The sequence below is a fragment of the Candidatus Rhodoblastus alkanivorans genome (assembly GCF_022760755.1).
In the GTDB taxonomy this organism is placed as follows: Bacteria; Pseudomonadota; Alphaproteobacteria; order Rhizobiales; family Beijerinckiaceae; genus Rhodoblastus; species Rhodoblastus alkanivorans.
The window spans coordinates 434,018-458,945 of record NZ_JAIVFP010000001.1 but is presented as its reverse complement, the minus strand read 5'-3'; the positions used below and the strand labels follow the sequence as shown (position 1 = coordinate 458,945).

The following is a 24,928-nucleotide window of genomic DNA, read 5'->3' as shown; positions in this document are numbered from 1 at the left end:
CTGGCGAGATACCGAGGCGTGGGATGAACGACCAAGACGGCAATAAGACCGAGGCGGGCGAAGCCGAAGCCCAGAAAAGCCCAGAGGAAAGGCAACGCCAGGCGGCGGAAGCGACAGACAAGGCCGGCGACGTCCCTCACGACGTCGGGGCGGAGCCGCCGCCAGACGAATCAGCTCCGCCGGAGCCGAAGGAGCGCGATGCGGCACCCTCCGAGCTTGAAGCCGAGCCCGAGACGCCGCCTGAAGCCGAATCGGCGCCCGCCGAAAGCGCCCCCGAGCCGCCTCCAGAGAAACCGGCGCGCCGGGGCGGCGCCCTGGGGCTGGTCGCCTTTTTGATTGCGGCGGCAGCCGCGGGCGGCGGCGGCTATTATCTCTGGAACGCCTATGTCGCGGCGCCTCCGCCGGCGTCCGAAACGAGCGCCGCGCCGTCCGCGCCCCCGGAAACCACGCCGGCGCCCCAACAAAAGGCCGAGGTCGAAAAGCCGGCCCCATCCGCCGAGTCCGGCGCCACGCCCGCCAGGCAGGCCGAGGCTCCGGCCGAACCAAAGCCGCCAAGCGAAAGCGCGGCGTCCGAGATCAAGCCGGCCACCCCGGCGCCCGCTCCCGAAAATGCCGCTTCGGCGCCCGAGCAGGCCAAAACCGCCGAGACTGAAAAAACGGCCCCATCCGCCGAGCCCGGCGCGGCGCCGGCCGAGGAAGCGGCGGCCCCGACCCAGACGCAACCGCCAAGCGAAAGCCCGGCGTCCGAGGAAAGGCCCGCCGCCCCGCCCGCATCCACAGCCGCTCCCGAAAACGTCGCTTCGGCGCCCGAGCAGGCCAAAACCGCGGAGGCTGAAAAGCCGACTTCATCGCCCAAAACCGGCGCCGCGCCAGGCAAGGAAGCCGAGGCGCCGGCAGAACCAACGCCGCCAAGCGAAAGCGCGCCCGCCGCGCCCGTGACAGAGCCTGCGAAAACGGCTGAAGCCGAAAAGTCCGCCGCGTCCAACGCAGCGAGCGTGGAGACGGCCAGCGCGCTCACGGCGATGGCGACAAAGCTTGCCGCTGCGGAAGCGACGGTCGCCCGGCTGTCGGAGCGGCTTCAGACTGTCGAAACCCAATTGTCCGCTTCGAAGAACGAGGCGCGCGCAACCCTGGCCGCGCGCGAGGCGGGCCCCAGCAATGTGGGCGAAGCCGCTGCCCGGTTGGTGGTGGCGCAAAGCCTGCTCAATGCGCTGCGCCAGGGCGACAATTATTCCGCCCAGATCGACGCGCTACAGAATTTCGGCGCCGAACCCGCCCGGCTGGCGCGGCTGCGCGCCGGCCTGTCCGTCCCGACCATTGGCGCGCTGGCGCAACAATTCGCGGCGCTCGCTCCGAGGCTCGCGGAAGCCGCCGCGCCGCCAAAGCCGACCGCGGAAGCCAAGCCGCAGAAAAATCCGGAAGAATCGATTTGGGCTCATGTCGAAGCGGAGGCGCGTCGGCTGGTGCGCATTCGGCCTGCCGGCGCGCCCGACCAGGACGCGAGCGCCCTCAAGATTCACAAGATCGAGAAGGATCTGCGCGCCGGAGACCTTGCGGCGGCGCTCGCGGACCACGCGCTTCTGCCGGCTCCGGCGCGCTCATTGTCCGACGATTGGGCCGCGGCGGTCCGGGCCCGGCTCGACGCCGAATCCGCCGCCAGGCAGGAAATCGCCGCCGCCTTGCAGAATTTGGCCAAGACCAAAAGCTGACGTTTGCCGTTCCAGCGGCGGCGCGGTAAGGCCCGCCGCCGACGCCATATCCTCATTCGAGTTCCGCCGATGTTCCGCATCCTGGTCTTCCTGTTCATGATTGGCCTCGCCACCGTGGGGCTGGGCCTTCTCGTCGAACAGCCCGGTTCGCTGTCGCTGACCTGGTTCGGTTATCATATCGACACATCGCCGCTCGTCGGCCTCGGCGTCGTCGCGCTGGTTGCGATCGTCGCCTGGGGCCTGATCCGCTTCGTCTTCAATCTGCCCAGCCTGGTTTCTGTCGCCGCGCGCGCCCGCAAGCGCGCCCGGGGGCACGAGGCGATCGCGCGCGGCATTATCGCCGCCGGAGTCGGCGACGTGCACAAAGCCCGAAAAGCCAGCCGGGACGCCAAAAAGCTCGCGCCGCACGAACCGCTGGCGCTGCTGCTGGAAGCCCAGGCGGCGCAGCTTTCGGGCGACCGCGAAGGGGCCGAGCGCGCGTTTCGGGCGATGACCGAACGCTCCGAGACCAAATTGCTCGGCCTGCGCGGGCTCCACGCGGAATCCCTGCGCCGGGGCGACCAGGAGCGCGCCCACGAGATCGCGCTTGAAGCCCAGAACATCACGCCGCTGTCCTGGTCTGGCCAGGCCCTGCTCGACCGCTATACCACCCAGAACGACTGGGACGCCGCGCGCCTCGCCGTCGCCCAGAATCTCAAGGCGAAGATCATCGACTCGGAGACCGCCAACCGGCAGAGGGCGGTCATCGACACCGCGCTGGCGATGGAAGCGGAAATGACCGATCCGGACCGCGCCATCGGCCTGTTGCGCGCGGCCGTCAGGAAAGCGCCGGACCTCGTTCCAGCGACCGCCTTGCTCGCGCGCCTGCTCGCGCGGCGTGGCAATCTTCGCTCGGCGTCGAAACTGATCGAGGCGGCCTATGCCAAAACGCCTCATCCCGACCTCGCCCAGGCCTATGTCGACATGAGGTCTGGCGATTCGGCGGCCGACCGGCTCGCGCGCGCCAAAACGCTTGCAAAATTCGCCCCCAAAGACCCCGAAAGCGCGATGATGGTCGCAACTGCAGCGCTTGGCGCGCGCGACTTCGCCGCCGCGCGCGAGGCGATGACGCCGCTCGTCGCCATGGGCGAACGGCCGACCTCGCGCATGTGCGTCATCATGGCCGAGCTGGAAGAGCGCGAACACAACGCTCAAGGGTTGGTGCGCGAATGGCTGGCGCGCGGCTCGCGCGCGACGCGCGACGCGGTCTGGATCGCCGACGGCCATTGGTCGAAACAATGGGCGCCCGTCTCGCCGGTCACCGGCAAACTCGACGCCTATCGCTGGATGCAGCCCAAGGAAGAGCTGGCCGGCCCAGTCGAGGAGCCGCCGCCCGCCTATGCCCCGCCTCCGCCGCCGCCCGCGCTCGAGGTCGAAGCGCCACGTGCCGAACTCGCTCCGCCGCCGGAAGAACCAGCTGCGCCCGAGCCGGCCCTTCCCGCTCCCGAGGAGAAAATCGAGGATCCGGCCCAGCAGCCGCCCCTCCAAGAGGCGCCCGCTCAAGAGCCGCCGGCACGGCAACCCTCGGCAAAGGAGGCCCCGGCCAAATATCCGCCTCGCCAGCCCAGCGCGCCGGAGCCGGTGATCTTCCCCCTCGCCACGCCGCCGGACGACCCCGGGCCCAAAAAGCAGGAAGCCGAAACCCGGCTCTTCTGACGGCTTAAGCGCGGGCCCATTTGGGTGCGCGGGTCCATGAAGTCGTCATGGAAGACGAAATCGAGCGCCCAACGCAGGCGGCGTCGCTCGCAAGTGTTTGACTTTCCTGCGCGCCAATTTGACTTTCCTGCGGGCCAAGTGTAAAAGCCCGGCTCTCTTTGTGAGACAAGACCTGTCAAGCCGACCCGCGCCGGACGCGGGAGGCCAACGCCCGGCAGCGCGATGCGCCCCCGGGCGCGCTTTGCTTTGCAGGGCTTTTCCGGAAGGGATGGCGGCGGCGGTCCGCCGCATTGAAAAAGGATTACTTCATGTTCGAGGGCCTTTCGGAAAAGCTCTCCGGCATATTCGACAGTCTCACCCGCCGCGGCGCCCTCACCGAGGAAGACGTCGCCGCGGCCATGCGCGAAGTGCGTCGCGCCCTGCTCGAAGCCGACGTGGCCTTGGACGTCGTGCGCTCGTTCGTGGATAAAGCCCGCGCCCGGGCGGTCGGCGCCGAAGTGCTGAAATCGGTCACGCCCGGCCAGATGGTCGTCAAGATCGTCAATGACGTCCTGATCGAGACCTTGGGCTCCGACGCCGAGCCGATCGACCTCAACGCGGCGCCGCCCGTCGCGATCATGATGGTCGGCCTCCAGGGCGCGGGCAAGACCACCACCACAGCCAAGATCGCCAAGCGCCTGACCGACCGCTTCAAAAAGCGGGTGCTGATGGCCTCGCTTGACGTCAAGCGCCCGGCCGCGCAGGAACAACTCGCCGTATTGGGCCGCCAGGTCGACGTCGCCACCCTGCCGATCGTGGCGGGCCAGACCCCGGTCCAGATCGCAAGGCGCGCCGAAGAGGCCGCGCGCCTTCAAGGCTTTGACGTCGTGCTGCTCGACACCGCCGGCCGGACCCATATCGACGAGCCGCTGATGGCGGAAATGGCCGAGATCAAGGCCGCTTCCAATCCCCACGAAATTCTGCTGGTCGCCGATTCACTCACCGGCCAGGACGCGGTCAATCTCGCCAAGAATTTCGACCAGCGCGTCGGCATCACCGGCATCGTCCTGACCCGCGCCGACGGCGACGGGCGCGGCGGCGCCGCGCTCTCGATGCGCGCCGTCACGGGCAAGCCGATCAAGCTGATCGGCACTGGCGAAAAAATGGATGCGCTGGACGATTTCCATCCCCAGCGCATTGCCAATCGCATTCTCGGCATGGGCGACATCGTCGCCCTCGTCGAAAAGGCCGCCGAAACCATCGACGCCGACAAGGCGCAGCGCATTGCCGAGAAGATGCGCAAAGGCAAGTTCGACCTCGACGACATGGCCGAACAGCTGGCGCAAGTGGACAAGCTCGGCGGCCTTGGCGGAATCATGGGCCTTCTGCCCGGCATGGGAAAAATCAAGGAGCAGATGGCCGCCGCCAAAATCGACGGCAAAATGATCGCCCGCCAGCGCGCCATCATTCTCTCGATGACGCCGCAGGAGCGCCGCAATCCCGACATTTTGAAAGCGTCGAGGAAAAAGCGTATCGCCGCCGGTTCGGGCATGAAGGTCGAGGACGTCAACCGCCTGCTCAAGCAGCACCGGACGATGGCGGACATGATGAAATCGCTCGGCGGCGCCAAGCGCGGGCCGATGGCGCAGATGGCGCAAATGTTCGGCCTTGGCGGCGGCATGCCACAGCCCTCGCCCGAGCAGATCGCCGAATTACAGAACAAGTTTGGCGGCGGCGCCGGGATGGGCGCGGGCATTCCGCAAAACCCGCCGCCCGGCGCCTTTGCTCCGAAACCCGGCTTGCCCGCCAACGCGCCCGGGGGGCTGCCGGGCCTCAGCGGACCCAAGCCGCCGGCTGGGCTGCCCGGGCTTGGCGGGCTCTCCGGTCTTAACCCATTCGGGAAGAAGAAATGACTTCAGCCGCGCGGCGCGTCCGCACGGCTCGGAACCTGCCGGATGAGGGGCCGGCTTCGTTCGTTTGATCCATCCGCCCGCCCCTCGGCGAAACCTCCCGCAAGGGATTTACTCAGGAAGAAAAAGATGTCGTTGAAAATTCGCCTGTCGCGCGGCGGCGCCAAGAAGCGTCCCTTCTATCGCGTCGTCGTCGCCGACGCCCGTTCGCCGCGCGACGGCCGCTTCATCGAGAGACTCGGCACTTTCGACCCGCTGGCGCCGAAGGACTCGGAAACCCGCCTGGTGCTCGACGTCGAAAAGGCCAAGGAATGGCTGGGCAAGGGCGCGCAGGCGACCGACCGCGTCGCCCGTCTGCTCGATAGCGTCGGCGCCCTCAAGCGCGAGCCCCGCAACAATCCGCAAAAGGCTCAACCGAAGAAGAAGGCGCAGGAACGCGCCGCTACGGCCGCCGCCGCCGCGGAAAAGGCCGCCGCGGCTTCGGAATGATTTTTCGGGCGCCGCCAGAAGGCGGCGCCCTTTCCTCAAGGGCGCCGGTATGGACGACAAAATTCTGGTCGGCGTTTTTGGCGCGCCCCATGGCGTGCGCGGTGAAATCCGGCTGAAATCCTACATGCAGATTCCGCTGAGCATCACCGAACACGATATGCTCACGGGCGCCTCTGGCGAGACTTACCGACTTCTCGCCGCCCGTCCCCTCAAGGACGACATGCTGGTGGTGCGCGTCAAAGGCGTCGTCGACCGCGACACGGCCCAAAAGCTTACCAATCAAAAACTGTTTCTCGCGCGCAAGAACCTGCCGCCTCCCGAAGAGGACGAATTTTACTGCAACGATCTGATCGGCCTGCGCGCCGAGACCCCTGAGGGCGTTGCTTTGGGCGTCGTGGTCGCAACGCCTAATTATGGCGCGGGCGACATATTGGAAATCGCTCCGCCCGCCGGGGACACTCTGCTCTTTCCCTTCACCCGCTCCGTCGTCCCCGTGGTTGACATCGCCGGCGGCAGGGTGGTCATCGTCCCCCCCGCCGAGGACGACGCTGCGCCGGTCGAATGACATGTGGGCGGCGAGTGTTTTCACCCTTTATCCCGAAATGTTCCCAGGCCCGCTCGGCCAGTCAATGGCTGGGACCGCGTTGGAAAAAGGACTTTGGGCGTTGGAGGCGGAGAACATTCGCGACCATGGCCTCGGGCGGCATCGCGCTGTGGATGACACGCCGGCGGGCGGCGGCCCCGGGATGGTATTGCGCGCCGACGTTCTCGCCGCGAGCCTCGACGCCGGGGTTGCCACGGACGACCCCAGACCTCGTCTGCTGATGAGCCCGCGTGGAACGCCCCTGACCCAGCAAATGGTCCGGGGCTTTTCCAACGGCCCGGGACTGGTGATCGTGTGCGGGCGTTTCGAAGGCGTTGACGAGCGCGTAATCGAAGGCCGAGGCCTCAGGGAAGTCTCCGTCGGCGATTATATCCTCTCGGGTGGCGAGATCGCGGCCTTGACCCTGCTCGACGCTTGCGTGCGGCTGCTGCCGGGCGTGATGGGCAAAGACGAATCGGGCGCGGAGGAAAGTTTCGAGCGGGGCCTGCTCGAATATCCGCACTACACCCGCCCGCGCGAATGGGAGGGCCGGACAATTCCGAACGTGCTCTTGTCGGGCGATCACGCCAAAATTGCGCGCTGGCGGCGCGGACAGGCGGAAAATCTCACGCGCGCGCGGCGCCCCGACCTATTGAACAAGACCGAAGAGGCTTGATCGCGCCTCGCAATCTGGTAAGAGGACCGAACCCTTTCGCCGCAATAGCTCAGCTGGTAGAGCACGTCATTCGTAATGATGGGGTCGGGAGTTCGAATCTCTCTTGCGGCACCACTTTCCTTTATCTGGCCTCGACAGATAGCTGACAAGCCAAATCCTTTCCTACCCGCGCCGCCGCCCAACGTCTGGTTGGCAAATAAAGCCAAGTTTCCGTCGAAATCCTTATTTCAAGGCGATCGGAAGACCTGCCGCGACAAAAGTCACCTTCCCACAGGCGTGAGCGATGTCCTGGTTCATTTTCCCGTGAAGGTCACGGAATGACCGGCCCAAAGGCGTCTCGGGGGCCAGACCCATGCCCAGTTCATTGGAAATCAGAATGATCTTATTCGTAGAACGTTTTATGAATTCGCATAGTTGCGCAATACGCGCTTTCGCCTCGATATTATGAATAACTAAATTGTTCAGCCAAATGGTGAGACAATCTACCACTAAAACCCGCTCATCGGTCGCGTAAGACTGCAAGGCCTCGACCAAGTCCACCGGCTCCTCGACGATCCGCCAGGAGTGATCGCGTTCTTGACGATGCTGTTCGATGCGCGCTTTCATCTCATCGTCAAACGGCTCCGCCGTGGCGATCATCCACTTTTCGCGCGCGGCTTCTTCGGCTAACCGCATGCCGAAGGCTGTCTTTCCCGATCGGGCTCCGCCTAAGACGAGATGAACCAAACATTTTTCATGCGCCTGGTTCATTCACCCGCGATCCTCGACATTTTCAGCCCCAGACATCGGAAAAGAACATAGTCTGTCCCACACGCGGCCAAGGCTGTTTGCGATTCGGCGGCGCCCTGAATGACCCGGCATTCTTTTGCCAAATTCTTGGCGACGCCTTTTCAGGCTTCAGTCGCCGAGCAGCCGCTTCAAAAGGTCGAGTTCCTGACTCAGCCCCATATCCTTTGAGGCCATTTCCTCGATTTTTCTGACCGCATGCAAAACCGTCGTGTGGTCTCGGCCGCCAAACCGGCGGCCAATCTCGGGCAACGACCGCAAAGTCATCGTTTTGGCCAGATACATCGCGATCTGCCGCGGCCGCACCACATTTGCCGTGCGCCGAGATGATAGAATATCTGCGCGGCTTACGTTGAAATGGGTCGCCACCAACTTTTGAATATCTTCGATCTTGACCTTTTTTGGTTCTTTGACACGGATCAGATCGCGAATTGCGGCTTCGGCCGCCTCAAGCGTGAGCGGCGCGCCAGCCAGAATCGTATGCGCCAACAGCCGGTTCACCGCGCCGTCCAAGTCGCGCCCATTCGTGTCGATCAATTTCGTGACCATCGATACGACATTCGCGGTCACATCGAATGCCGGATGCGCTGTTCTTATGCTTTGAATTCGCGCATCGAGAATGCCTCTGCGAAGACCTTCATCCAGAGACTGAATCTCCACGCACAAACCGCCCGCGAAACGCGATTTGACGCGCTCGTCCAGATTTTCCAACTCGTTCGGCGACCGGTCGCCGGCAATCACGACCTGCCGGCCGGAATCGATCAGCGCGTTCAGGGTATGACAAAACTCGTGCTGAATCGTTTTGCCCTGCAAAAACTGCACGTCGTCGATGACCAGCAAATCGATCGAACGAAGGCTATCCTTGAAAGCCATGGAGTTTTGACGCTTGAGCGCCGCCACAAATCCATACATGAACTTCTCGGCCGTGAGATAAATCACGCGCCGCCCGGCCTCCATACCCGCATGCGCGATGGCCTGGATCAAATGCGTCTTTCCAAGACCAACATTTGAGAAAAAATACAACGGGTTAAAAGTAGTTCCCGCTCCGGACGACCCCTCTCCGACCTGCCGCGCCGCGGCAATGGCAAGCTGGTTCGACGGTCCGACCAGAAAGGTTGAAAATCTAAAACGTCCGTCAAGCGACGACCCACCGAAGCTCCCGGCGGAATCGGCTTTCAGCTGATCTTTCCCTGTAGTCGCGGCGCGCTTTGCCTCCACCGCGCCCGGGTCCCTTGCGGCGTCCAAGCCGCGCCGCTCCGCCAGTCCCGTTCCAGGAAGCCGCATTGCCGCTCTCAACTCAAGAGCAATGTCGCGCACGCCTGGGATTTCGGCCGCAATGGTATTACGCAATTTATCCAGATAATGCGCCTGGATCCAGCTCCTCAAGAATTTGGTCGGGACGCTTAAATAAGCGACACCATCAACGATGGTCTCCAACTCCAAAGACTTGAACCACGAAACGTAAATCGCGTCGCCGACCTCGCGACGAAACCGCTCGCAGAACCTTGCCCATAGAGCAGCATCGCCGTCACCGTTGCGATCGTCTTTGTTTACCATTCCGAGTTGTGCTTTCGACATTTTTCTCTTCTTCAGTCAGTGACTCGCCCTCTGCGGGGCTATCGAACCGAATAAATGAAGCAACAAGCACCCGATATCATCGGACACTTTACGACGTTTCTGATTGGAGAATTTCGTTCAATCTATTTTTTATTACTCTCCAAACCGCCTGCCGGCCGAGATCTCAGCCCGCCTCCGACACAACAAGACGCACAAATACCGAACGATCGCGCGACGAACGCTGTTTTTTCTCTATTCATGTCCATCACCTCAGACCATTGGCATTTGCGACCGGCTAAACCACACCCCCTGCCGCGACGTTATGCCTAGTAATACGTAACCTTACTTCAACAGATAACACATTATACGTTCAAGTGTTTACCAAACAATTTCAACGGAAAGCACATATTCGTTGGTATATCAAATAGATATTTAAATCGCGTCCCCCTTCATTATCTTTTGTCTTGAAACCATACACAGGCTCCCCCGGCCACGCAACGCTTCAATTCCGGCGCTGCCGCCCGGTCCCCAATTGCGGCGTCAACGCTCGGCGCGCCGATGGCGTGAATCATCGGAGAGCCCCGAAAAACCGAAACGAAGTAGAAAACCGGTCCAGCGCCTGCCGCCTTGCGCCGTTCTCGGACCCTCGATTCGCGCCCCCCGAGGAACATTGTCAAGTCCTTAAGCAGGAGGCGGTCGCGTCAGCTTTGCCTATAACTAATTGGTTTTTTTTGGCTTTAGGTGCGCGCGTCTCTCTCCCGTCATAAAATTTTGTTGTTCGCGACCGCCAGGGACGAGACAATGATTGTCAATCGTTAAATTGCTTGGTTAACGGCTTCCGGCCATGAGAAGGTTAAACGAGCGCGATTACCAGATAGACGCCATGCCACGACCCGTCACGTCGACGCGAGTGGTCGAAGGCGCCTCCGACGCCGCCGCGGCACACAGGCGGCGCGCTCGGGCGGATCAGCTCCGTCATCCGGTGGGGCTCAAGTCCCGTACATGCCGGTTGGCCAATGGTGCGCGGCTCGGAGAAAACCGTCCTATGACGCGCCACGGGTGAAATCTTCGGGGCCGCCGAAATATTCGATATATCGGCCCTCGATCTCGGCGATGGGCATGACGACAAAAACATCGGTCACGCCAAACTGCCGATCGACAACCGCGCCGTCGCCAAATTTCGCCCCGACACGCATATAGCCTTTTATCAGCGGCGGCAGAGCCGCCAACGCGCGCTTTGGATCAACCGCCGCCCGCGGAAGGCTGTCCATCGCAATGAAACGTTCCGGCAGCGGCCGCACGATCCACTCCGGCCTCGCCTTGGCGAAGTGGTGGAGAAAGCCCAGTTGCGAAGCGAGTCGTGACGGATCGGATCCTTCGAGGCTCGCACAACCGATCATCGCATCGATCCGATGGTGTTTGACATAGGCCCAGATGCCTCGCCAAAGCATTTCGATTGTTTTCTTTCCGCGATATTCCGCTAGAACACAGGATCTTCCAAGCTCGAGAAAGCGTGAATTCGGATGGCGCGCCAGCAGAGGGCCGATATCGAATTCCTGGGCGCTATAAAAACCGAAATGCTTCTGGGCGACTTCCTGTCTCAAAAGACGGTATGCGCCGACAACCTTTGGTTTGGCCTTGCCGAAACGATTGCGGGTGGCATGGTCAATTACCAGAAGATGGTCGCAAACCTTGTCGAAGCGGCAAAGGTCACGGCGCACCAAAGCCGCGGTTGCGTCGGCGGTCGCTCCACCTTCCTGAAAAAAAACCCGATATCGCAAGCGTTGAGCTTTTCGTATTTCGGATTTCCTGGTGGCGAGGCGCAATTCCAGAGAGCCTGACCAGCCGAGGCTCGGACCAAGGCCGGAATGGCAAGATCGAGGCCGCAATCCCGGAAATGAATGGAATTTCCGGGCGGTCCGGTTTGGGGGCTTTTTCGGAAGGAACGGAAACCTCGACGAAAAACCCGCGATCACGGCCAATCCGTTCATGAATGCGTTTCCCGGAATTGCAGACCGGCTCGGTTGTCGCGCGCCCCGCGCGACGGCGATATGCGGAGAATACGACCACTTGGATATAGGGTCGTGGAGCAATAGTCGAACCTCGATACGAAAATATGACAGCGGCGGTTGGAGAAATCCTGGAACGACGGGCGTCATTTCTGCGCGACGGCCCTGACCAGTTCCGCGCTGTCGATGGGTTTGGCCAAAAAGCCATTCATTCCCGCTCCGAGCGCAGCCGCGCGGTCTTCCTCCGAGACATTGGCGGTGAGGGCGATGATCCGCACGGGTTCGGCGCCCGCCTTTTGCTCCGCGGCGCGAATTTGCCGGGTTGCGGCAAGGCCATCGACGCCCGGCATGCACATATCCATGAGGATCGCATCGAATTTCCCGACATTCGCGCAAACGACAGTCACGGCTTCCGCCCCGTCGCAAACCCGCGTCATTTGGGCGCCCAACCGCGTCAACCGCCGGTCGACAAGGAGCGCATTGACGTCGTTGTCTTCCGCCAGGAGGATGGAACGGCCTTCCAGAGGCTTGCCGACGAAAGCGCTTTCCGCTCCGGTCTCACGCCTGTCGTTTGCGCCGCGCCCGCCCTCCAAGCGGGAATAAAGCGAACTGAGCCGCACCGGTTTGACCAGCCAACCGTCGAAATCTTTAATCAGCGCTTCGCCAAAGGCGCGCCTTTCGAAAGGAGAAAAAAGAACGAGATTCTGCTTCGCGCCGCTCGCCCGCGCGGCCGTCACAAGCTGTTGGGTTGCGCGCTCGCCCAATGCGCAGTCTATGATGACCAGATCCACCGCATTTTTCTTGAAATGTTCCAGCGCCGCGGATTCTCCTTGGACGCATTCGACCCGCGCGCCCAGTTCCGCCAGGCGCCGCCCAAGAAATGGGCCGCCAAAAGGCGAATCGGACACGAGAAGAGCCGTTTTGCCGCCAAGGTCGGAAGCAGGGCGCGCAACTGTCGTCGATGGCTCGGCCGGGGGCAGATCGATTTCGAAGGTGAAGGTCGAGCCTTCCGGCCCGGACCGTGCCAACTGCAGTTGGCCGCCCATCAATTCGACAAGAGCTTTCGAGATCGAGAGCCCAAGACCGGTGCCGCCATGCTTTCGCGAGAACGACCCATCGGCTTGCTCGAATTCCTTGAAGATGGCTTCTCGGCGTTCCGCCGGCACGCCTGGACCCGAGTCGCAGACAGAAAAACTGATGCGATCCGCGGATGACGTTTTGAGAACGACCCCTACCCCGCCGCGCTCGGTGAACTTGATCGCATTTCCCGCCAGATTCATGAGAACCTGGCGCAGGCGATCGGGATCGCCAATCACGCGCCGAGGCACGTTACGATCGATTGACGTCGCGATCTCAATTCCTTTGCCCTGCGCGCGAGGCGCCAGAAGCTCCGCCGCGCCCTCGACCAGAGCGGTCAGATCGAAAGCAATCAGGTTCAAATCGAGCTTGCCGGCCTCGATTTTAGAAAAATCCAGAATTTCATCGATCAAGGACGACAGCGACTCCGCGGAACGACGTACGGCGTCGACATAAGACATTTGTTCGGCGGTCAACTCGGTGGCTGTCAGGAGCTCGGCCATGCCAAGGATGCCGGTCAAGGGGGTCCGGACCTCATGGCTGACCGTCGCCAGGAAGCGCGATTTCGCCTCGTTTGCCGCTTCAGCCTTGTTGAGCGCTGAAGCCGCCGCCCTGAGCTCCCACAATTGATCGAGGAGTTCTTCCTTCTCTCGCCGCGCCCGGTCGCGCTCGCGCCACGGCGCCAGGCAGAAGCCCGCGGCCAATAGAGCCGCGACGCTGCCGACGACGGCGGCAAGATGGAGGCTCGTCGCTATAGAAAACATCCCGACAAACGCTTGACGCCGCCTTGCCTCAATCGAGCGAGGACAGCCTTCGCGCAATCTAAGCTATGCCGCTGAATGTTTCGTTTCTTTATTCCGCCGCCTCGCGGCGATCGGAGGCCAGCCGGTAGGATAAAGCTTCCGCAAGATGGGCGCGCGACACTTCGGCCGCGCCTTGAAGATCCGCGATCGTTCGCGCAAGTTTCAAAATGCGATGAAATCCGCGCGCCGATAGACGCAGTTTTTCCGACGCGGCGCGGATCAAATCAATGCCTTTCCCGTCCAGTCGAATGATGGTTTCGACAAGCGCGGCGGGCGCCGCCGCATTGCAGGAAACGTCCGGGCGCCCGATCCGTTCGTAGCGCTCCCGCTGCAATTCGCGCGCGGCGGCGACCCTCGCCGCGACTTCCGCCGATCCCTCCGAGGGCGGCGGCAGAATGAGATCCGACGCGCGGATCGCGGCGACTTCAAGATGGAGATCGATCCGGTCCAGCAACGGTCCGGACAAACGCGCCTGATAGGCTTGAGCGCATCGTTTCGGCTCGCCGCGACGACAGGAATAGCCCGGCTCCAGCGCATAGCCGCATCGACATGGATTCATCGCCGCCACCAATTGGAATCGGGCCGGATAGACGCAGCGATGATTTGCCCGCGAAATCGCGACTTCGCCGGTTTCGAGCGGCTGACGCAGCGCATCGAGCGCCTGTGGCTGAAATTCGGGGAGCTCGTCGAGGAAGAGAACCCCGTTGTGCGCGAGAGAAATTTCGCCGGGCCTCGCATAGGGCCCGCCGCCGACGAGCGCCGGCATGGACGCCGAATGGTGCGGCGCGCGAAACGGTCGGCGGTCGGTGAGCAGTCCGCCCGCAAGCGCCCCCGCGACCGAATGAATCATCGACACTTCAAGCAGTTCACGCGGCGTCAAAGGCGGCAGAATGGACGGCAATCTTGCCGCCAACATGCTCTTGCCCGCTCCGGGCGGCCCATTGAACAAGATATTGTGCCCGCCGGCGGCGGCGATTTCCAAGGCGCGCTTGGCGCTTTCCTGGCCCTTGATCTCGCGCAGGTCCGGCAAAAGCCCACCGGATTCGCGGATCGCCGGCGTCGGCCGGGAAACGACCTGCGTTCCCTTGAAATGGTTCGCCAGTTGCACGAGCGATCGGGGCGCTACGATCGAAATATCGGCCGAGGCCCAGGCCGCTTCCGGCCCGCAGTCGGCGGGACAGATCAGGCCGCGCCCGCGCGCGCTCGCGGCGACAGCCGCGGGAAGGACGCCGGAAACGGAACTGATGGAGCCGTCGAGCGCCAATTCGCCCAAGACCGTATAGCCGTCGAGCGCGTCGAAGGGGATCGCGCCGATCGCCGCCATGACGCCCAAAGCGATGGGAAGATCGTAATGGCTTCCTTCCTTCGGCATATCGGCCGGAGCCAGATTCACCGTTATTCTCTTTGCCGGCAGTGACAGGCCGGAGGCCACCAGCGCCGATCTGACGCGCTCCCGCGATTCGGCCACCGCCTTGTCGCCGAGTCCGACGACATTGAAGACCACGCTCCCGTTGGAGAGCTGAACCTGGACGTCCACGGGATGCGCCTCGATCCCCTGAAACGCCACGGTCGACACCCGAACAACCATTTCGTTAGGCCCAAACTCGAACTTGTTCGTCCGCGATCTCCCGCGGACCCTTGTCATCCGGCCCTCTCGGTCTCGCCCTATAAGGGCGCGATATTACCCGCAAGGCCAACGATCTTCCGTTGCGTCCGTAACAATTGGCGCATCGCGCGCCGAAATCGAAGACATTGGTCGAACTGCAAAAATGTCACAGCTTTGTCATGCGCGATACGCTAATCAACTGGAGTGGTGATCCGGAGCCGCCCCGGTCCCCTTTCCGTAAAAATCGCCCGGGATCAGCGCCGTTGCCAAACGCTTCGCCGTCGACAGCCATGGACCGCGCCTATGCCCCGAATCTTTTTGATTTGGCGGCGCTCGCGCTGGTCATCGGGGCCCTGGTCGCCATTGTCTTTGGGGTCAACCAAACCAACGCCCCATTGACGGTTCTCGACACCGCGCCGATCAGCCTCGACCCCGCCAATCTCCCAGGATATGCACTGCGGACGACGATCCGCATGCTGGCCGCGATGGCCGCATCGCTGGTCTTCACCTTCATTTATGCGACCGTCGCCGCGAAAAGCCGTCGCGCGGAAATGGTCCTGATCCCGATTCTCGACATTCTTCAATCGGTTCCGATCCTCGGCTTTTTGACCTTCACGGTCATTTTTTTCATGAATCTATTCCCTGGCCGCGTCCTCGGAGCGGAATTGGCCTCGGTTTTCGCCATTTTCACCAGCCAAGCGTGGAACATGGCCTTCAGCATGTATCAATCTCTGCGCACCGTCCCCAAGGATCTCGACGAAGCCGCCAAGAGCTTTCATTTGTCCTGGTGGCGGCGCTTCTGGCGTCTCGACGTTCCCTTCGCCATGCCAGGGCTCGTCTGGAACATGATGATGTCGATGTCCGGGGGCTGGTTCTTCGTCGTCGCCTCCGAAGCGATCACCGTGGGCGATACGACGGTGACCCTGCCGGGCGTCGGCTCCTATGTCGCCCTGGCGATCAAGCAGCAAAATCTCGCAGCCGTCGGTTATGCCGTGCTGACGATGCTCGCGGTCATCATTATTTATGACCAGCTTCTGTTCCGCCCGATTGTCGCATGGGCGGACAAATTTCGCTTCGAGCAAACCGCTTCGGCGGAGGCGCCGACGTCCTGGCTGCTCGACCTGTTTCGCCAAACCCGCTTTTTGCGCGCCCTGGCCGACGCCTTTTCAATAGCCGCTGAATCGACGACGCGCGCCCGCCTCCCGATCCCGAAGCTCCCGCAGCTGAAATTGAACCTGAACCTGCCGTCGAAATTGGTCGACGCCATGTGGATGACCATTGTCGTTGTCGGCGCCGCCTGGGCTGGATGGCATGTCGTCGCCTATATCTTCGCCACCCTGCATTGGTCCGATGTTCTCACGGCGGTCGTCGACGGATCCTATACCCTTATTCGCGTGATTGTCCTGATCGCCCTCGCCACCGTGATTTGGGTGCCTATCGGCGTCTGGATCGGGCTTCGCCCCTCGATCGCGGAAAAGGTTCAACCGCTCGCCCAGTTCCTGGCGGCGTTTCCCGCCAATATTCTCTTTCCCGCCGCCGTCGTCCTGATCATTCATTTCAAGGTGAATCCCAATATCTGGCTCAGCCCGCTGATGATCCTGGGAACGCAATGGTACATCCTGTTCAATGTCATCGCGGGCGCGACCGCCTTCCCCAGCGATCTGAAGGAAGCCGCGCGCGCCTTTCATATTACGGGCTGGAAATGGTGGCGCTACGTGATCCTGCCCGGCGTGTTTCCTTATTATATTACGGGCGCGATCACCGCCTCGGGCGGATCGTGGAACGCGGCCATCGTCGCGGAAGTGGCGAGTTGGGGCGACAAGAAATTGACCGCCGTGGGCCTCGGCTCCTATATCGCCAACGCGACCGATGCGGGCGACTTTCACCGGGTCGTTCTCGGCATCGCGGTGATGAGCATCTTTGTCACCCTGTTCAATCGACTGTTCTGGCGCCCGCTTTATGCCTTTGCCGAAAGCCGGCTTAGCTTGGATTAACCTGGGATATCGGAGATCTTTATGGCAGATGTCGCCGAAGCCGGATCCGAATCCGCGCTGATCGATCTCAAGGACATCAGTCGCAACTTCGCCAAGGCGAATGGCGACAAGCTAGTTGTTCTGGAAAACGTCGATCTCACGATCAAGCCGCGAGAAATCGTCGGGCTGCTTGGCCGATCCGGTTCCGGCAAGTCCACCATGCTGCGCATTATCGCAGGTCTCGTTAAACCGTCTGCAGGCACAGCCATGTGCCGCGGAAAGCCGATCGACGGTCCGCCACGCGGCGTGGCCATGGTCTTCCAGTCCTTCGCGCTGTTTCCTTGGCTGACCGTGCTGGAAAATGTTGAGCTTGGCCTCGACGCGCTCGGCGTCGCCAAGGCTGAACAACGCAAGCGCGCTCTCGCGGCGATCGACCTGATCGGCCTCGACGGTTTCGAATCGGCTTACCCCAAGGAATTGTCGGGCGGCATGCGCCAGCGCGTCGGCTTCGCGCGCGCCCTGGTCGTGCACCCAGATCTTCTGCTGATGGACGAGCCCTTTTCGGCCCTCGACGTCCTGACCGCCGAAACCCTGCGCACGGACATTATCGATCTCTGGATCGAGGGCCGGCTGCCGATGAAGTCCGTGCTCATGGTCACCCATAATATCGAGGAGGCCGTGCTGATGTGCGACCGCATCCTCGTGTTCTCGTCCAATCCCGGCCGGATCGCCTCGGAAATCAAGGTCGAGCTTCCCCATCCCCGCAATCGTCTGGACCCGCAATTCCGTCAGCTCGTGGATAGCATCTACGCCCGGATGACTCAGCGTTCCGCGGCGCGTCCTTTGGTCGAAGGCATAGCGGGAACCGGCGTCGGCATGGTTCTCCATCCGATTTCGACCAATGTTCTCGCCGGCCTGATCGAGGCGCTCGCCGCCGCGCCGTTCAACGGCCGCGCCGACTTGCCGGTGCTCGCCGACAAGCTCCAGATGGAGGCCGACGAACTCTTCCACATTGCCGAAGCGCTTCAGCTTTTGCGTTTCGGCGCGCTCAGCGAAGGCGACTTCCTCCTGTCCGACGCCGGCCGCGCCTTTGCCGACCTCGACACCGACGCGCGCAAGAGGTTGTTCTCGCAACATCTCCTGAATTATGTGCCGATCATCAGCCTGATCCGGCGGGTTCTCGACGAACGCCCAAGCCATTCGGCTCCGGCGGCGAGATTCCGCAACGAACTCGAGGACTATATGTCCGAGGGCTATGCCGAGCAGACCCTGAACACCGTCGTATCCTGGGCGCGCTACGCCGAACTTTTCGCTTATGACGAAATGGCGGAGATGTTCAGTCTCGAAAACCCGAATTGAGCCGCGAACGTTCAATCATTCGCGGCTGCCTTCAAAGCGTAAAGCGCTTCGAGCGCTTCCCTCGGGGTCATTTCGTCCGGCTTCAGCATTGCGAGCGCCTGAAGGACCGCAGCCGTTTCCGTCGGATTCGTCGAGGCGGTTTCGCTGCGCGCGAAGAGAGGAAGGTCGGAAACCAGCCGTTCCACCGGTACGTTGCGGTCGGTCCGCTCAAGCTCGGCCAGGATTTCTTTCGCCCGCGCGATCACGGCCCTCGGCAGGCCGGCGAGCTTGGCGACCTGCACCCCGTAAGAACGGTCCGCCGCGCCGCGGGCGACCTCATGCAGGAAGACAACGTCGCCGTTCCAATCCGTGACGCGCATGCACAGGTTCACGAGGCGGGTCAGCCTTTGACCCAAATGAGTCAATTCATGGAAATGGGTCGCAAAGAGCGCGCGCGACCGATTGACCTCGTGGAGATGCTCCATGACCGCCCAGGCGATGGAAAGGCCATCATAGGTCGCCGTTCCGCGGCCGATTTCATCGAGGATGATCAGAGACTTCTGGGTCGCCTGATTGAGGATCGCGGCGGTTTCGACCATTTCCACCATGAAGGTCGATCGCCCGCGCGCGAGATCGTCCGATGCGCCGACGCGCGAAAACAATCGATCAATGAGGCCGATCTTCGCCGCCTTCGCCGGGACGAAAGACCCCATCTGCGCCAGGATCACGATCAGGGCGTTCTGCCGGAGGAAGGTGGATTTGCCCGCCATATTCGGGCCGGTGACGACGGCGATCTTTCCGCCCGGGGCGGAGGAGGCCTTTTTGACTGGCGCGCCGAGATCGCAGTCGTTCGGCACGAAAGCCTCGCCTCGCGACCGCAGCGCCGCTTCGACGACGGGGTGCCTGCCGCCGACGATCTCGAAATCGAGACCATCGTCGACCCTGGGGCGAACCCAATCCGCCTGAACCGCAATTTCGGCAAGCGCGGCGAGGACGTCCACGGCAGCCAGTCCTTTCGCCGCCGCCTCGATCTGGGCCGAGGCGCCTTGCGCCCTTGCCGCGAAATCGTCGAACAATTTCTTTTCGATCGTAACGGCCTCATCGGCGGAACTGGCGATGCGGCCTTCCAGCTCCGCGAGCTCGTTGGTCGAAAACCGCATTGCGCCCGCCATGGTCTGGCGGTGGATGAAGGTCTCGTTGAGCGGCGGCCGCAGCAGTCTTTCTCCCTGCGCCTGAGGCGCCTCGATGAAAAACCCGAGAAAGTTGTTCTGCTTGATCTTGAGCTGCCTGGTCTCCGCCAGATCGCAATAGCGGCCTTGCAAGGCCGCGACCACGCGTCGGCTTTCGTCGCGCAAGCTTCGCGCTTCGTCGAGCGAGGGGTTGAAACCCGATTGAATGAAGCCGCCGGCTCTGCGATCGAGTGGCGGACTCGGCTCGAGCGCCACCGCCAATTCCTCGGCCAGATCGAGATCGACGCCGGACAAAAAAGCCGCCGTCGTGGAGAGAAGGGCTGGCGGCCCGGCGCCGAGCAGAATCCGCCCGCAATCCTGCGCGGCGAACAAGCCCTCGCGCAGCGCCGCGAGGTCGCGCGGGCCGCCGCGATCGATCGCTATGCGCGCCAGCGCACGGGTCAGGTCAGGAACGCCTTTCAGCCGTTCCCGAATATCCTGGCGCAAATTCGCATCGGTGACGAAAAAGGCGACGGCGTCGTGCCGGGCCACGATCTTGTCGAGATCGCGCAATGGCGTGGCGAGCCAGGACGAGAGCATACGCGCGCCGGCCGAGGTCATCGTGCGATCCAGGACCGAAATCAGCGCGCGCGCCCTGGCGCCGGCCATGGTGCGATGCAATTCGAGACTTGCGCGCGTCGAGGCGTCGATCTGGAGACTTTTGCCGATGTCGCCATGGCGGGGAAAGGAAAGGCGCGGCCGTGACGATTTCTGCGTCCGTTCGATATAGGACAGAGCCGCCGCCGCCGCATTGATCTCCGCGCGCGTCAGTGAGCCAAAGCCGTCCAGGGTCGCGACGCCAAAATATTCCGTCAGACCTCGCCGCGCGACATCGCCCTCGCCCGGCGAGCGGCCCAGCGGCGCCACGGGCGCGCCGAAATCGCTCAACATGCGGCTCAGATCCTCGTCGCCGAGAATTGCGTCTGCGGCGACGATTTCTCTGGGATCCAGCCGCGCCAGAAGCGCCGGCAATCCGTCAAGATCCGTCTCGAAAACGTCGAAATCGCCGGTGGAGATTTCGACCGCCGCAACGCCAAACCGCCAATTGGACGAATTGTCGCGCTGCCGGACGAGCGCGACGAAGAGATTGGCCCGCCCAGGCTCCAATAATTGGTCCTCGGTGAGCGTTCCCGGGGTGACGATGCGCACGACTTCCCGCCGGACAACCGATTTTGCACCACGCTTTCGCGCTTCGGCGGGATCCTCGGTCTGTTCGCAGACCGCGACCCGATGTCCGGAGCGGATCAAGCGCTGCAAATATTCTTCTGCTCGTTCGATCGGCACGCCGCACATCGGAATGTCGTCGCCAAGGTGTTTGCCGCGCTTGGTTAAAACGATCCCCAGACATTTGGATGCGATTTCGGCGTCAGTAAAAAACAACTCATAAAAATCGCCCATTCGGTAAAATAAAAGGCAATCCTGATGTGCGGACTTGATCTCCATATATTGCGCCATCATCGGCGTCACTCGTTCAACCGCTTCGCCAGCCTCCTTGCCGTTACTGCGGCCAGGAGTCCGTCCGCGCCCGATTGCTTCGGCGCCCGCGCATTCCCGCTCCCGCACATCTTCAACGTTCATGGCGCCCTCAAAACTGTCGTGAATTCCCGGAAGTTAACAAAAGCATCGTCCTCCCGCACGCCGGATCGGACCTTTAATCGTGATTTTGAACAAATCTCTGCAGGCCGACAGGCGCGCCATCGCCAAAAAATCCGTCTTGTTCGAAAGCAATGCTTGGCGCCGACGATATGGCGCGGCTAAGTTCGCCGCTCGCTGAGAACAGCCAAGACGAATTCCAAGAGCAAATCGATGTCCGAAAAAAAGCCGAGCCGGGGCAAGCGACCGACCTTCACCGAACAGGAAGCGCTGCAATTCCACTCCCGTGGGAGGCCCGGCAAATTCCAGATCGCCCCGACCAAGCCGATGGCGACGCAGCGCGATCTCTCGCTCGCCTATTCGCCGGGCGTCGCTGTTCCGGTGCATGCGATCGCCGAGGATCCCTCCAAGGCCTATGACTACACGACCAAGGGAAACCTGGTCGCGGTGATCACCAACGGAACTGCGATTCTGGGTCTGGGCAATCTCGGCGCCCTGGCCTCGAAGCCGGTGATGGAAGGCAAATCCGTTCTTTTCAAGCGCTTCGCCGATGTCGATTCGATCGATCTCGAGGTCGCGACCGAAGATCCCGACGAATTCATCAACGCCGTGCGCTTTCTCGGGCCGACGTTCGGCGGCATCAATCTCGAGGACATCAAGGCCCCCGAGTGTTTCATTATCGAGGAACGGTTGCGGGAATTGATGGACATTCCCGTTTTTCATGACGACCAGCATGGAACCGCCATCATCGCCACCGCGGGAATGATCAACGCCATCCATCTCACGGGCCGAGACATCAAGAAGACGAAGCTTGTCTGCAACGGCGCGGGCGCTGCCGGAATCGCCTGCCTCGACCTGATCAAGGCGATCGGCTTCGCCCCGGAAAATGTCACCCTTTGCGACACCAAAGGCGTCGTTTATCGGGGCCGCGCCGCCGGCATGAACCAGTGGAAGTCCGCGCATGCGGTGGCGACCGACAAGCGCACGCTCGAGGACGCAATGGCGGGCGCGGACATCTTTTTCGGTCTCTCGGCAAAGGGCGCGCTCACGCCCGACATGGTCAAATCCATGGCGCCCAATCCGATCATCTTCGCCATGGCCAATCCCGATCCCGAAATCACGCCCGAGGACGCGCTCGCCGCGCGGCCCGACGCCATTGTCGCGACCGGCCGATCCGACTATCCCAACCAGGTCAACAACGTTCTCGGTTTCCCCTATATTTTCCGCGGCGCGCTCGACGTGCGCGCCAAGACCATCAATATGGAAATGAAGATCGCCGCCGTTCACGCGCTGGCGCAACTGGCGCGTGAGGACGTGCCCGACGACGTCGCCCTCGCCTATCAGGGCGAACGCCCGCGATTCGGCCGCGACTATCTGATACCCGTTCCGTTCGATCCGCGTCTGATTTCCATCGTGCCGCCGGCGGTGGCGCAAGCCGCAATGGACACGGGAGTCGCCCGCAAGCCGATCATCGACATGGGCGCCTATCGCGCCGAGCTTTCGGCGCGGCGCGATCCCGTGGCCGGTTTGATGCAAACGATCATGGACCGGGTCAAACGGCAGCCCAAAAGGGTCGTATTCGCCGAAGGCGAAGAGGAACAAGTCATCCGCGCCGCCGTCGCCTTCGTCAACCAAGGCCTCGGCTCGGCCATTCTCGTCGGACGCGAGGAAAGAATCGCCGAAGTCACCAGGAGAAATGGCATCGAACTCGACGACAAGCTGGTCGAGATTCATAACGCCCGCATTTCCCAGAAGAACGCCGCTTACGCGCAGATGCTCTACGATCGTTTGCAGCGCAAAGGCTTTCTGATGCGCGACTGCCAGCGCGTCATCAACAATGACCGCAACCATTATGCGGCTGCGATGGTCGCCTCCGGCGACGCCGACGCGATGGTGACCGGCGTAACCCGCAATTTCTCAATCGCGCTGGAGGAAGTTCAGCGCGCCATCGATCCCAAGCCTGGACATAAACTCATCGGCGTCTCGATCGTTCTGGCGCGCGGCCGTCCCGTGATCGTCGCGGACACGGCGATCACGGAATTGCCGGACGCGGAAGATCTCGCCGATATCGCGACCGAAGCGGCGGGATTCGCCCGCCGTCTCGGCTATGAGCCTCGGGTCGCGCTGCTCGCCTTCTCCAACTTCGGCCATCCAGCCGGCGAACGCTCGGCCCGGGTCAAGGAGGCGGTCTGGCTGCTCGACCAACGCCGCGTCGATTTCGAATATGATGGCGAAATGGCGGCGGACGTCGCCCTCAACAAGGAGGCGATGGCGCTTTATCCCTTCTGCCGGCTGACCGACACCGCCAATGTCCTGATCATGCCGGCCTTCCACGCGGCGTCGATCTCGACGAAAATGCTGCTCGAACTTGGCGGCGCCACGGTGATCGGGCCAATGCTCGTCGGCCTGGACAAGTCGGTTCAGATCGTTCAACTCGGCGGCAAGGATTCCGACATCGTCAATATGGCCGCTTTGGCCGCCTTCAACGCGGAACAATGATCATTCGCCCCCGCGAGTCTTCGGGGTTGCGTCAAGCCTCGGCGCGCCTATAGTCCCGCCGATTTTTCACCGGATCGAAACCCAATGTCCAAGCCCTTGAACGACGCCAAAAAGGTCGTCCTCGCCTATTCGGGCGGCCTCGACACCTCCATCATCCTCAAATGGCTGCAAACGACCTATGGCTGCGAGGTCGTGACCTTCACGGCGGATCTGGGACAGGGCGAGGAACTGGAGCCGGCCCGGAAAAAGGCCGAGCTGCTCGGCATCAAGCCGGAAAACATTTTTATTGAGGATCTCCGCGAGGAATTCGTTCGCGATTATGTTTTTCCGATGTTCCGCGCCAATGCAGAATATGAAGGTCTTTACCTGCTCGGCACCTCCATCGCCCGGCCGCTGATCTCGAAAAAGCAGATCGAGATCGCGCGCAAGGTCGGCGCCGACGCCGTCTGCCACGGCGCGACAGGCAAAGGCAATGATCAGGTCCGCTTCGAACTGTCCTATTATGCGCTTGAACCGGACATCAAGGTCATCGCCCCGTGGCGCGAGTGGGACCTGTCCTCGCGCACGGCGCTGATTGAATTCGCTGAGAAACACCAGATCCCGATCGCGAAGGACAAGCGCGGCGAATCGCCGTTTTCCACCGACGCCAACCTTCTCCACACGTCCTCGGAAGGCAAAGTCCTCGAAGACCCGGCTCAGGAAACGCCCGATTACGTCTATTCGCGGACGATCGACCCGGAAAACGCCCCTGACAAGCCGACCTATATCGAGATCGATTTCGAAAAGGGCGATCCGGTCGCAATCGACGGAGAAAGCCTTTCCCCGGCCGCCCTTCTCGCCAAGCTGAACGATTATGGCCGCGCCAACGGCATCGGTCGGCTCGACCTGGTCGAAAACCGCTTCGTCGGCATGAAATCGCGCGGAATGTACGAGACGCCCGGGGGTACGATCCTTCATTTCGCGCACCGGGGGATCGAATCGATCACGCTCGACCGCGGCGCCGCACATCTCAAAGACGAATTGATGCCGAAATATGCCGAACTTATTTACAACGGCTTCTGGTTCTCGCCCGAGCGCGAGCTTCTCCAGACTCTCATCGACAAGAGCCAGGAAAACGTGACCGGCCGCGTCCGGATGAAGCTCTACAAGGGCAATGCCGCCGTCGTCGGCCGCGAAAGTCCCTATTCGCTCTATGATCAGGAACTAGTCACTTTCGAAGAGGGGGCTGTCGCCTATGACCATCGCGACGCGGCGGGCTTCATCAAACTGAACGCCTTGCGCCTGCGCACACTGGCCAAACGCCGGCAAAAAATCGCCAAAAGTTGAGCGCCAGCGACCTCGCCTGACCGATTCGGTCTGGCGACGCCGCAAATTTGACGCGACTATCTGATCTTTCGCTGATCGCGACCCGGGTTCA

16 protein-coding genes and 1 tRNA gene are annotated in these 24,928 nt (G+C 62.1%); 11 read left to right on the top strand and 6 right to left on the bottom strand.

Going from position 1 to position 24,928, the window contains the following annotated elements:
- Window positions 1–23 precede the first annotated feature (23 nt).
- From K2U94_RS02100 to K2U94_RS02070, 7 genes are all read left to right on the top strand, one after another.
- Window positions 24–1,709 carry a hypothetical protein gene (locus K2U94_RS02100; protein WP_243065630.1) on the top strand — a complete coding sequence of 562 codons (1,686 nt, stop codon included), beginning with the start codon at window positions 24–26 and terminating at the stop codon, window positions 1,707–1,709.
- Between the two features lie 69 nt (window positions 1,710–1,778).
- Window positions 1,779–3,404, top strand: a complete 1,626-nt coding sequence (locus K2U94_RS02095) for a heme biosynthesis protein HemY (RefSeq protein ID WP_243065629.1) — start codon at window positions 1,779–1,781, stop codon at window positions 3,402–3,404.
- Between the two features lie 308 nt (window positions 3,405–3,712).
- On the top strand, window positions 3,713–5,296 hold the full coding sequence (gene ffh / locus K2U94_RS02090) for a signal recognition particle protein (RefSeq protein WP_243065628.1): 1,584 nt from the start codon (window positions 3,713–3,715) through the stop codon (window positions 5,294–5,296).
- Between the two features lie 126 nt (window positions 5,297–5,422).
- Window positions 5,423–5,782: a 30S ribosomal protein S16 gene (gene rpsP, locus K2U94_RS02085; protein ID WP_243065627.1), complete on the top strand. Its 360-nt coding sequence runs from the start codon at window positions 5,423–5,425 to the stop codon at window positions 5,780–5,782.
- Window positions 5,783–5,831: 49 nt separating this feature from the next.
- A complete protein-coding gene (rimM, locus tag K2U94_RS02080; protein WP_243065626.1) occupies window positions 5,832–6,347 on the top strand; it encodes a ribosome maturation factor RimM in 516 nt (171 codons plus the stop codon).
- 1 nt (window position 6,348) lies between these two features.
- Window positions 6,349–7,041: a tRNA (guanosine(37)-N1)-methyltransferase TrmD gene (gene trmD, locus K2U94_RS02075; protein WP_243065625.1), complete on the top strand. Its 693-nt coding sequence runs from the start codon at window positions 6,349–6,351 to the stop codon at window positions 7,039–7,041.
- A 38-nt stretch (window positions 7,042–7,079) separates the two neighbouring features.
- Window positions 7,080–7,155, top strand: a tRNA-Thr gene (locus tag K2U94_RS02070).
- A 108-nt stretch (window positions 7,156–7,263) separates the two neighbouring features.
- On the opposite strand, the gene cobU is transcribed toward K2U94_RS02070, so the two are convergent.
- The 5 genes from cobU to K2U94_RS02045 form a co-directional block, all read right to left on the bottom strand.
- Complete coding sequence (gene cobU, locus K2U94_RS02065) at window positions 7,264–7,791, bottom strand: bifunctional adenosylcobinamide kinase/adenosylcobinamide-phosphate guanylyltransferase (protein WP_243065624.1); 528 nt, start codon at window positions 7,789–7,791, stop codon at window positions 7,264–7,266.
- Window positions 7,792–7,938: 147 nt separating this feature from the next.
- On the bottom strand, window positions 7,939–9,405 hold the full coding sequence (gene dnaA, locus K2U94_RS02060) for a chromosomal replication initiator protein DnaA (RefSeq protein WP_243065623.1): 1,467 nt from the start codon (window positions 9,403–9,405) through the stop codon (window positions 7,939–7,941).
- 1,022 nt (window positions 9,406–10,427) lie between these two features.
- Window positions 10,428–11,375, bottom strand: a complete 948-nt coding sequence (gene olsB, locus K2U94_RS02055; RefSeq protein ID WP_243065622.1) for a l-ornithine N(alpha)-acyltransferase — start codon at window positions 11,373–11,375, stop codon at window positions 10,428–10,430.
- A 164-nt stretch (window positions 11,376–11,539) separates the two neighbouring features.
- Window positions 11,540–13,234 (bottom strand): response regulator, encoded by a 1,695-nt coding sequence (locus tag K2U94_RS02050; RefSeq protein WP_243065621.1) that lies wholly within the window; start codon window positions 13,232–13,234, stop codon window positions 11,540–11,542.
- An 88-nt stretch (window positions 13,235–13,322) separates the two neighbouring features.
- Entirely contained in the window at window positions 13,323–14,861 is a 1,539-nt protein-coding gene (locus K2U94_RS02045; RefSeq protein WP_243065620.1) for a YifB family Mg chelatase-like AAA ATPase, read from the bottom strand.
- A 308-nt stretch (window positions 14,862–15,169) separates the two neighbouring features.
- On the opposite strand from K2U94_RS02045, the gene K2U94_RS02040 reads away from it, so the two are divergent.
- Together K2U94_RS02040 and K2U94_RS02035 are read left to right on the top strand one after the other, a co-directional pair.
- Complete coding sequence (locus K2U94_RS02040; RefSeq protein ID WP_243065619.1) at window positions 15,170–16,873, top strand: ABC transporter permease; 1,704 nt, start codon at window positions 15,170–15,172, stop codon at window positions 16,871–16,873.
- A 21-nt stretch (window positions 16,874–16,894) separates the two neighbouring features.
- Complete coding sequence (locus K2U94_RS02035) at window positions 16,895–18,211, top strand: ABC transporter ATP-binding protein (protein WP_243065618.1); 1,317 nt, start codon at window positions 16,895–16,897, stop codon at window positions 18,209–18,211.
- An 11-nt stretch (window positions 18,212–18,222) separates the two neighbouring features.
- Here the strand turns inward: K2U94_RS02035 and mutS are convergent, their stop codons facing one another.
- Entirely contained in the window at window positions 18,223–20,997 is a 2,775-nt protein-coding gene (gene mutS, locus K2U94_RS02030) for a DNA mismatch repair protein MutS (RefSeq protein ID WP_425332497.1), read from the bottom strand.
- Between the two features lie 228 nt (window positions 20,998–21,225).
- Between mutS and K2U94_RS02025 the strand changes: the two genes are divergently transcribed.
- Together K2U94_RS02025 and K2U94_RS02020 are read left to right on the top strand one after the other, a co-directional pair.
- Window positions 21,226–23,511: an NADP-dependent malic enzyme gene (locus K2U94_RS02025; RefSeq protein ID WP_243065617.1), complete on the top strand. Its 2,286-nt coding sequence runs from the start codon at window positions 21,226–21,228 to the stop codon at window positions 23,509–23,511.
- An 84-nt stretch (window positions 23,512–23,595) separates the two neighbouring features.
- A complete protein-coding gene (locus K2U94_RS02020; RefSeq protein ID WP_243065616.1) occupies window positions 23,596–24,837 on the top strand; it encodes an argininosuccinate synthase in 1,242 nt (413 codons plus the stop codon).
- Window positions 24,838–24,928 lie beyond the last annotated feature (91 nt).

Bases quoted from the DNA above. Each gene is read 5' to 3' on its own strand.
- K2U94_RS02100 (WP_243065630.1), top strand. From the start codon at position 24: ATGAACGACCAAGACGGCAATAAGACCGAGGCGGGCGAAGCCGAAGCC.
- K2U94_RS02095 (WP_243065629.1), top strand. From the start codon at position 1,779: ATGTTCCGCATCCTGGTCTTCCTGTTCATGATTGGCCTCGCCACCGTG.
- ffh (WP_243065628.1), top strand. From the start codon at position 3,713: ATGTTCGAGGGCCTTTCGGAAAAGCTCTCCGGCATATTCGACAGTCTC.
- rpsP (WP_243065627.1), top strand. From the start codon at position 5,423: ATGTCGTTGAAAATTCGCCTGTCGCGCGGCGGCGCCAAGAAGCGTCCC.
- rimM (WP_243065626.1), top strand. From the start codon at position 5,832: ATGGACGACAAAATTCTGGTCGGCGTTTTTGGCGCGCCCCATGGCGTG.
- trmD (WP_243065625.1), top strand. From the start codon at position 6,349: ATGTGGGCGGCGAGTGTTTTCACCCTTTATCCCGAAATGTTCCCAGGC.
- cobU (WP_243065624.1), bottom strand. From the start codon at position 7,791: ATGAACCAGGCGCATGAAAAATGTTTGGTTCATCTCGTCTTAGGCGGA.
- dnaA (WP_243065623.1), bottom strand. From the start codon at position 9,405: ATGTCGAAAGCACAACTCGGAATGGTAAACAAAGACGATCGCAACGGT.
- olsB (WP_243065622.1), bottom strand. From the start codon at position 11,375: ATGAACGGATTGGCCGTGATCGCGGGTTTTTCGTCGAGGTTTCCGTTC.
- K2U94_RS02050 (WP_243065621.1), bottom strand. From the start codon at position 13,234: ATGTTTTCTATAGCGACGAGCCTCCATCTTGCCGCCGTCGTCGGCAGC.
- K2U94_RS02045 (WP_243065620.1), bottom strand. From the start codon at position 14,861: ATGGTTGTTCGGGTGTCGACCGTGGCGTTTCAGGGGATCGAGGCGCAT.
- K2U94_RS02040 (WP_243065619.1), top strand. From the start codon at position 15,170: ATGGACCGCGCCTATGCCCCGAATCTTTTTGATTTGGCGGCGCTCGCG.
- K2U94_RS02035 (WP_243065618.1), top strand. From the start codon at position 16,895: ATGGCAGATGTCGCCGAAGCCGGATCCGAATCCGCGCTGATCGATCTC.
- mutS (WP_425332497.1), bottom strand. From the start codon at position 20,997: ATGAACGTTGAAGATGTGCGGGAGCGGGAATGCGCGGGCGCCGAAGCA.
- K2U94_RS02025 (WP_243065617.1), top strand. From the start codon at position 21,226: ATGTCCGAAAAAAAGCCGAGCCGGGGCAAGCGACCGACCTTCACCGAA.
- K2U94_RS02020 (WP_243065616.1), top strand. From the start codon at position 23,596: ATGTCCAAGCCCTTGAACGACGCCAAAAAGGTCGTCCTCGCCTATTCG.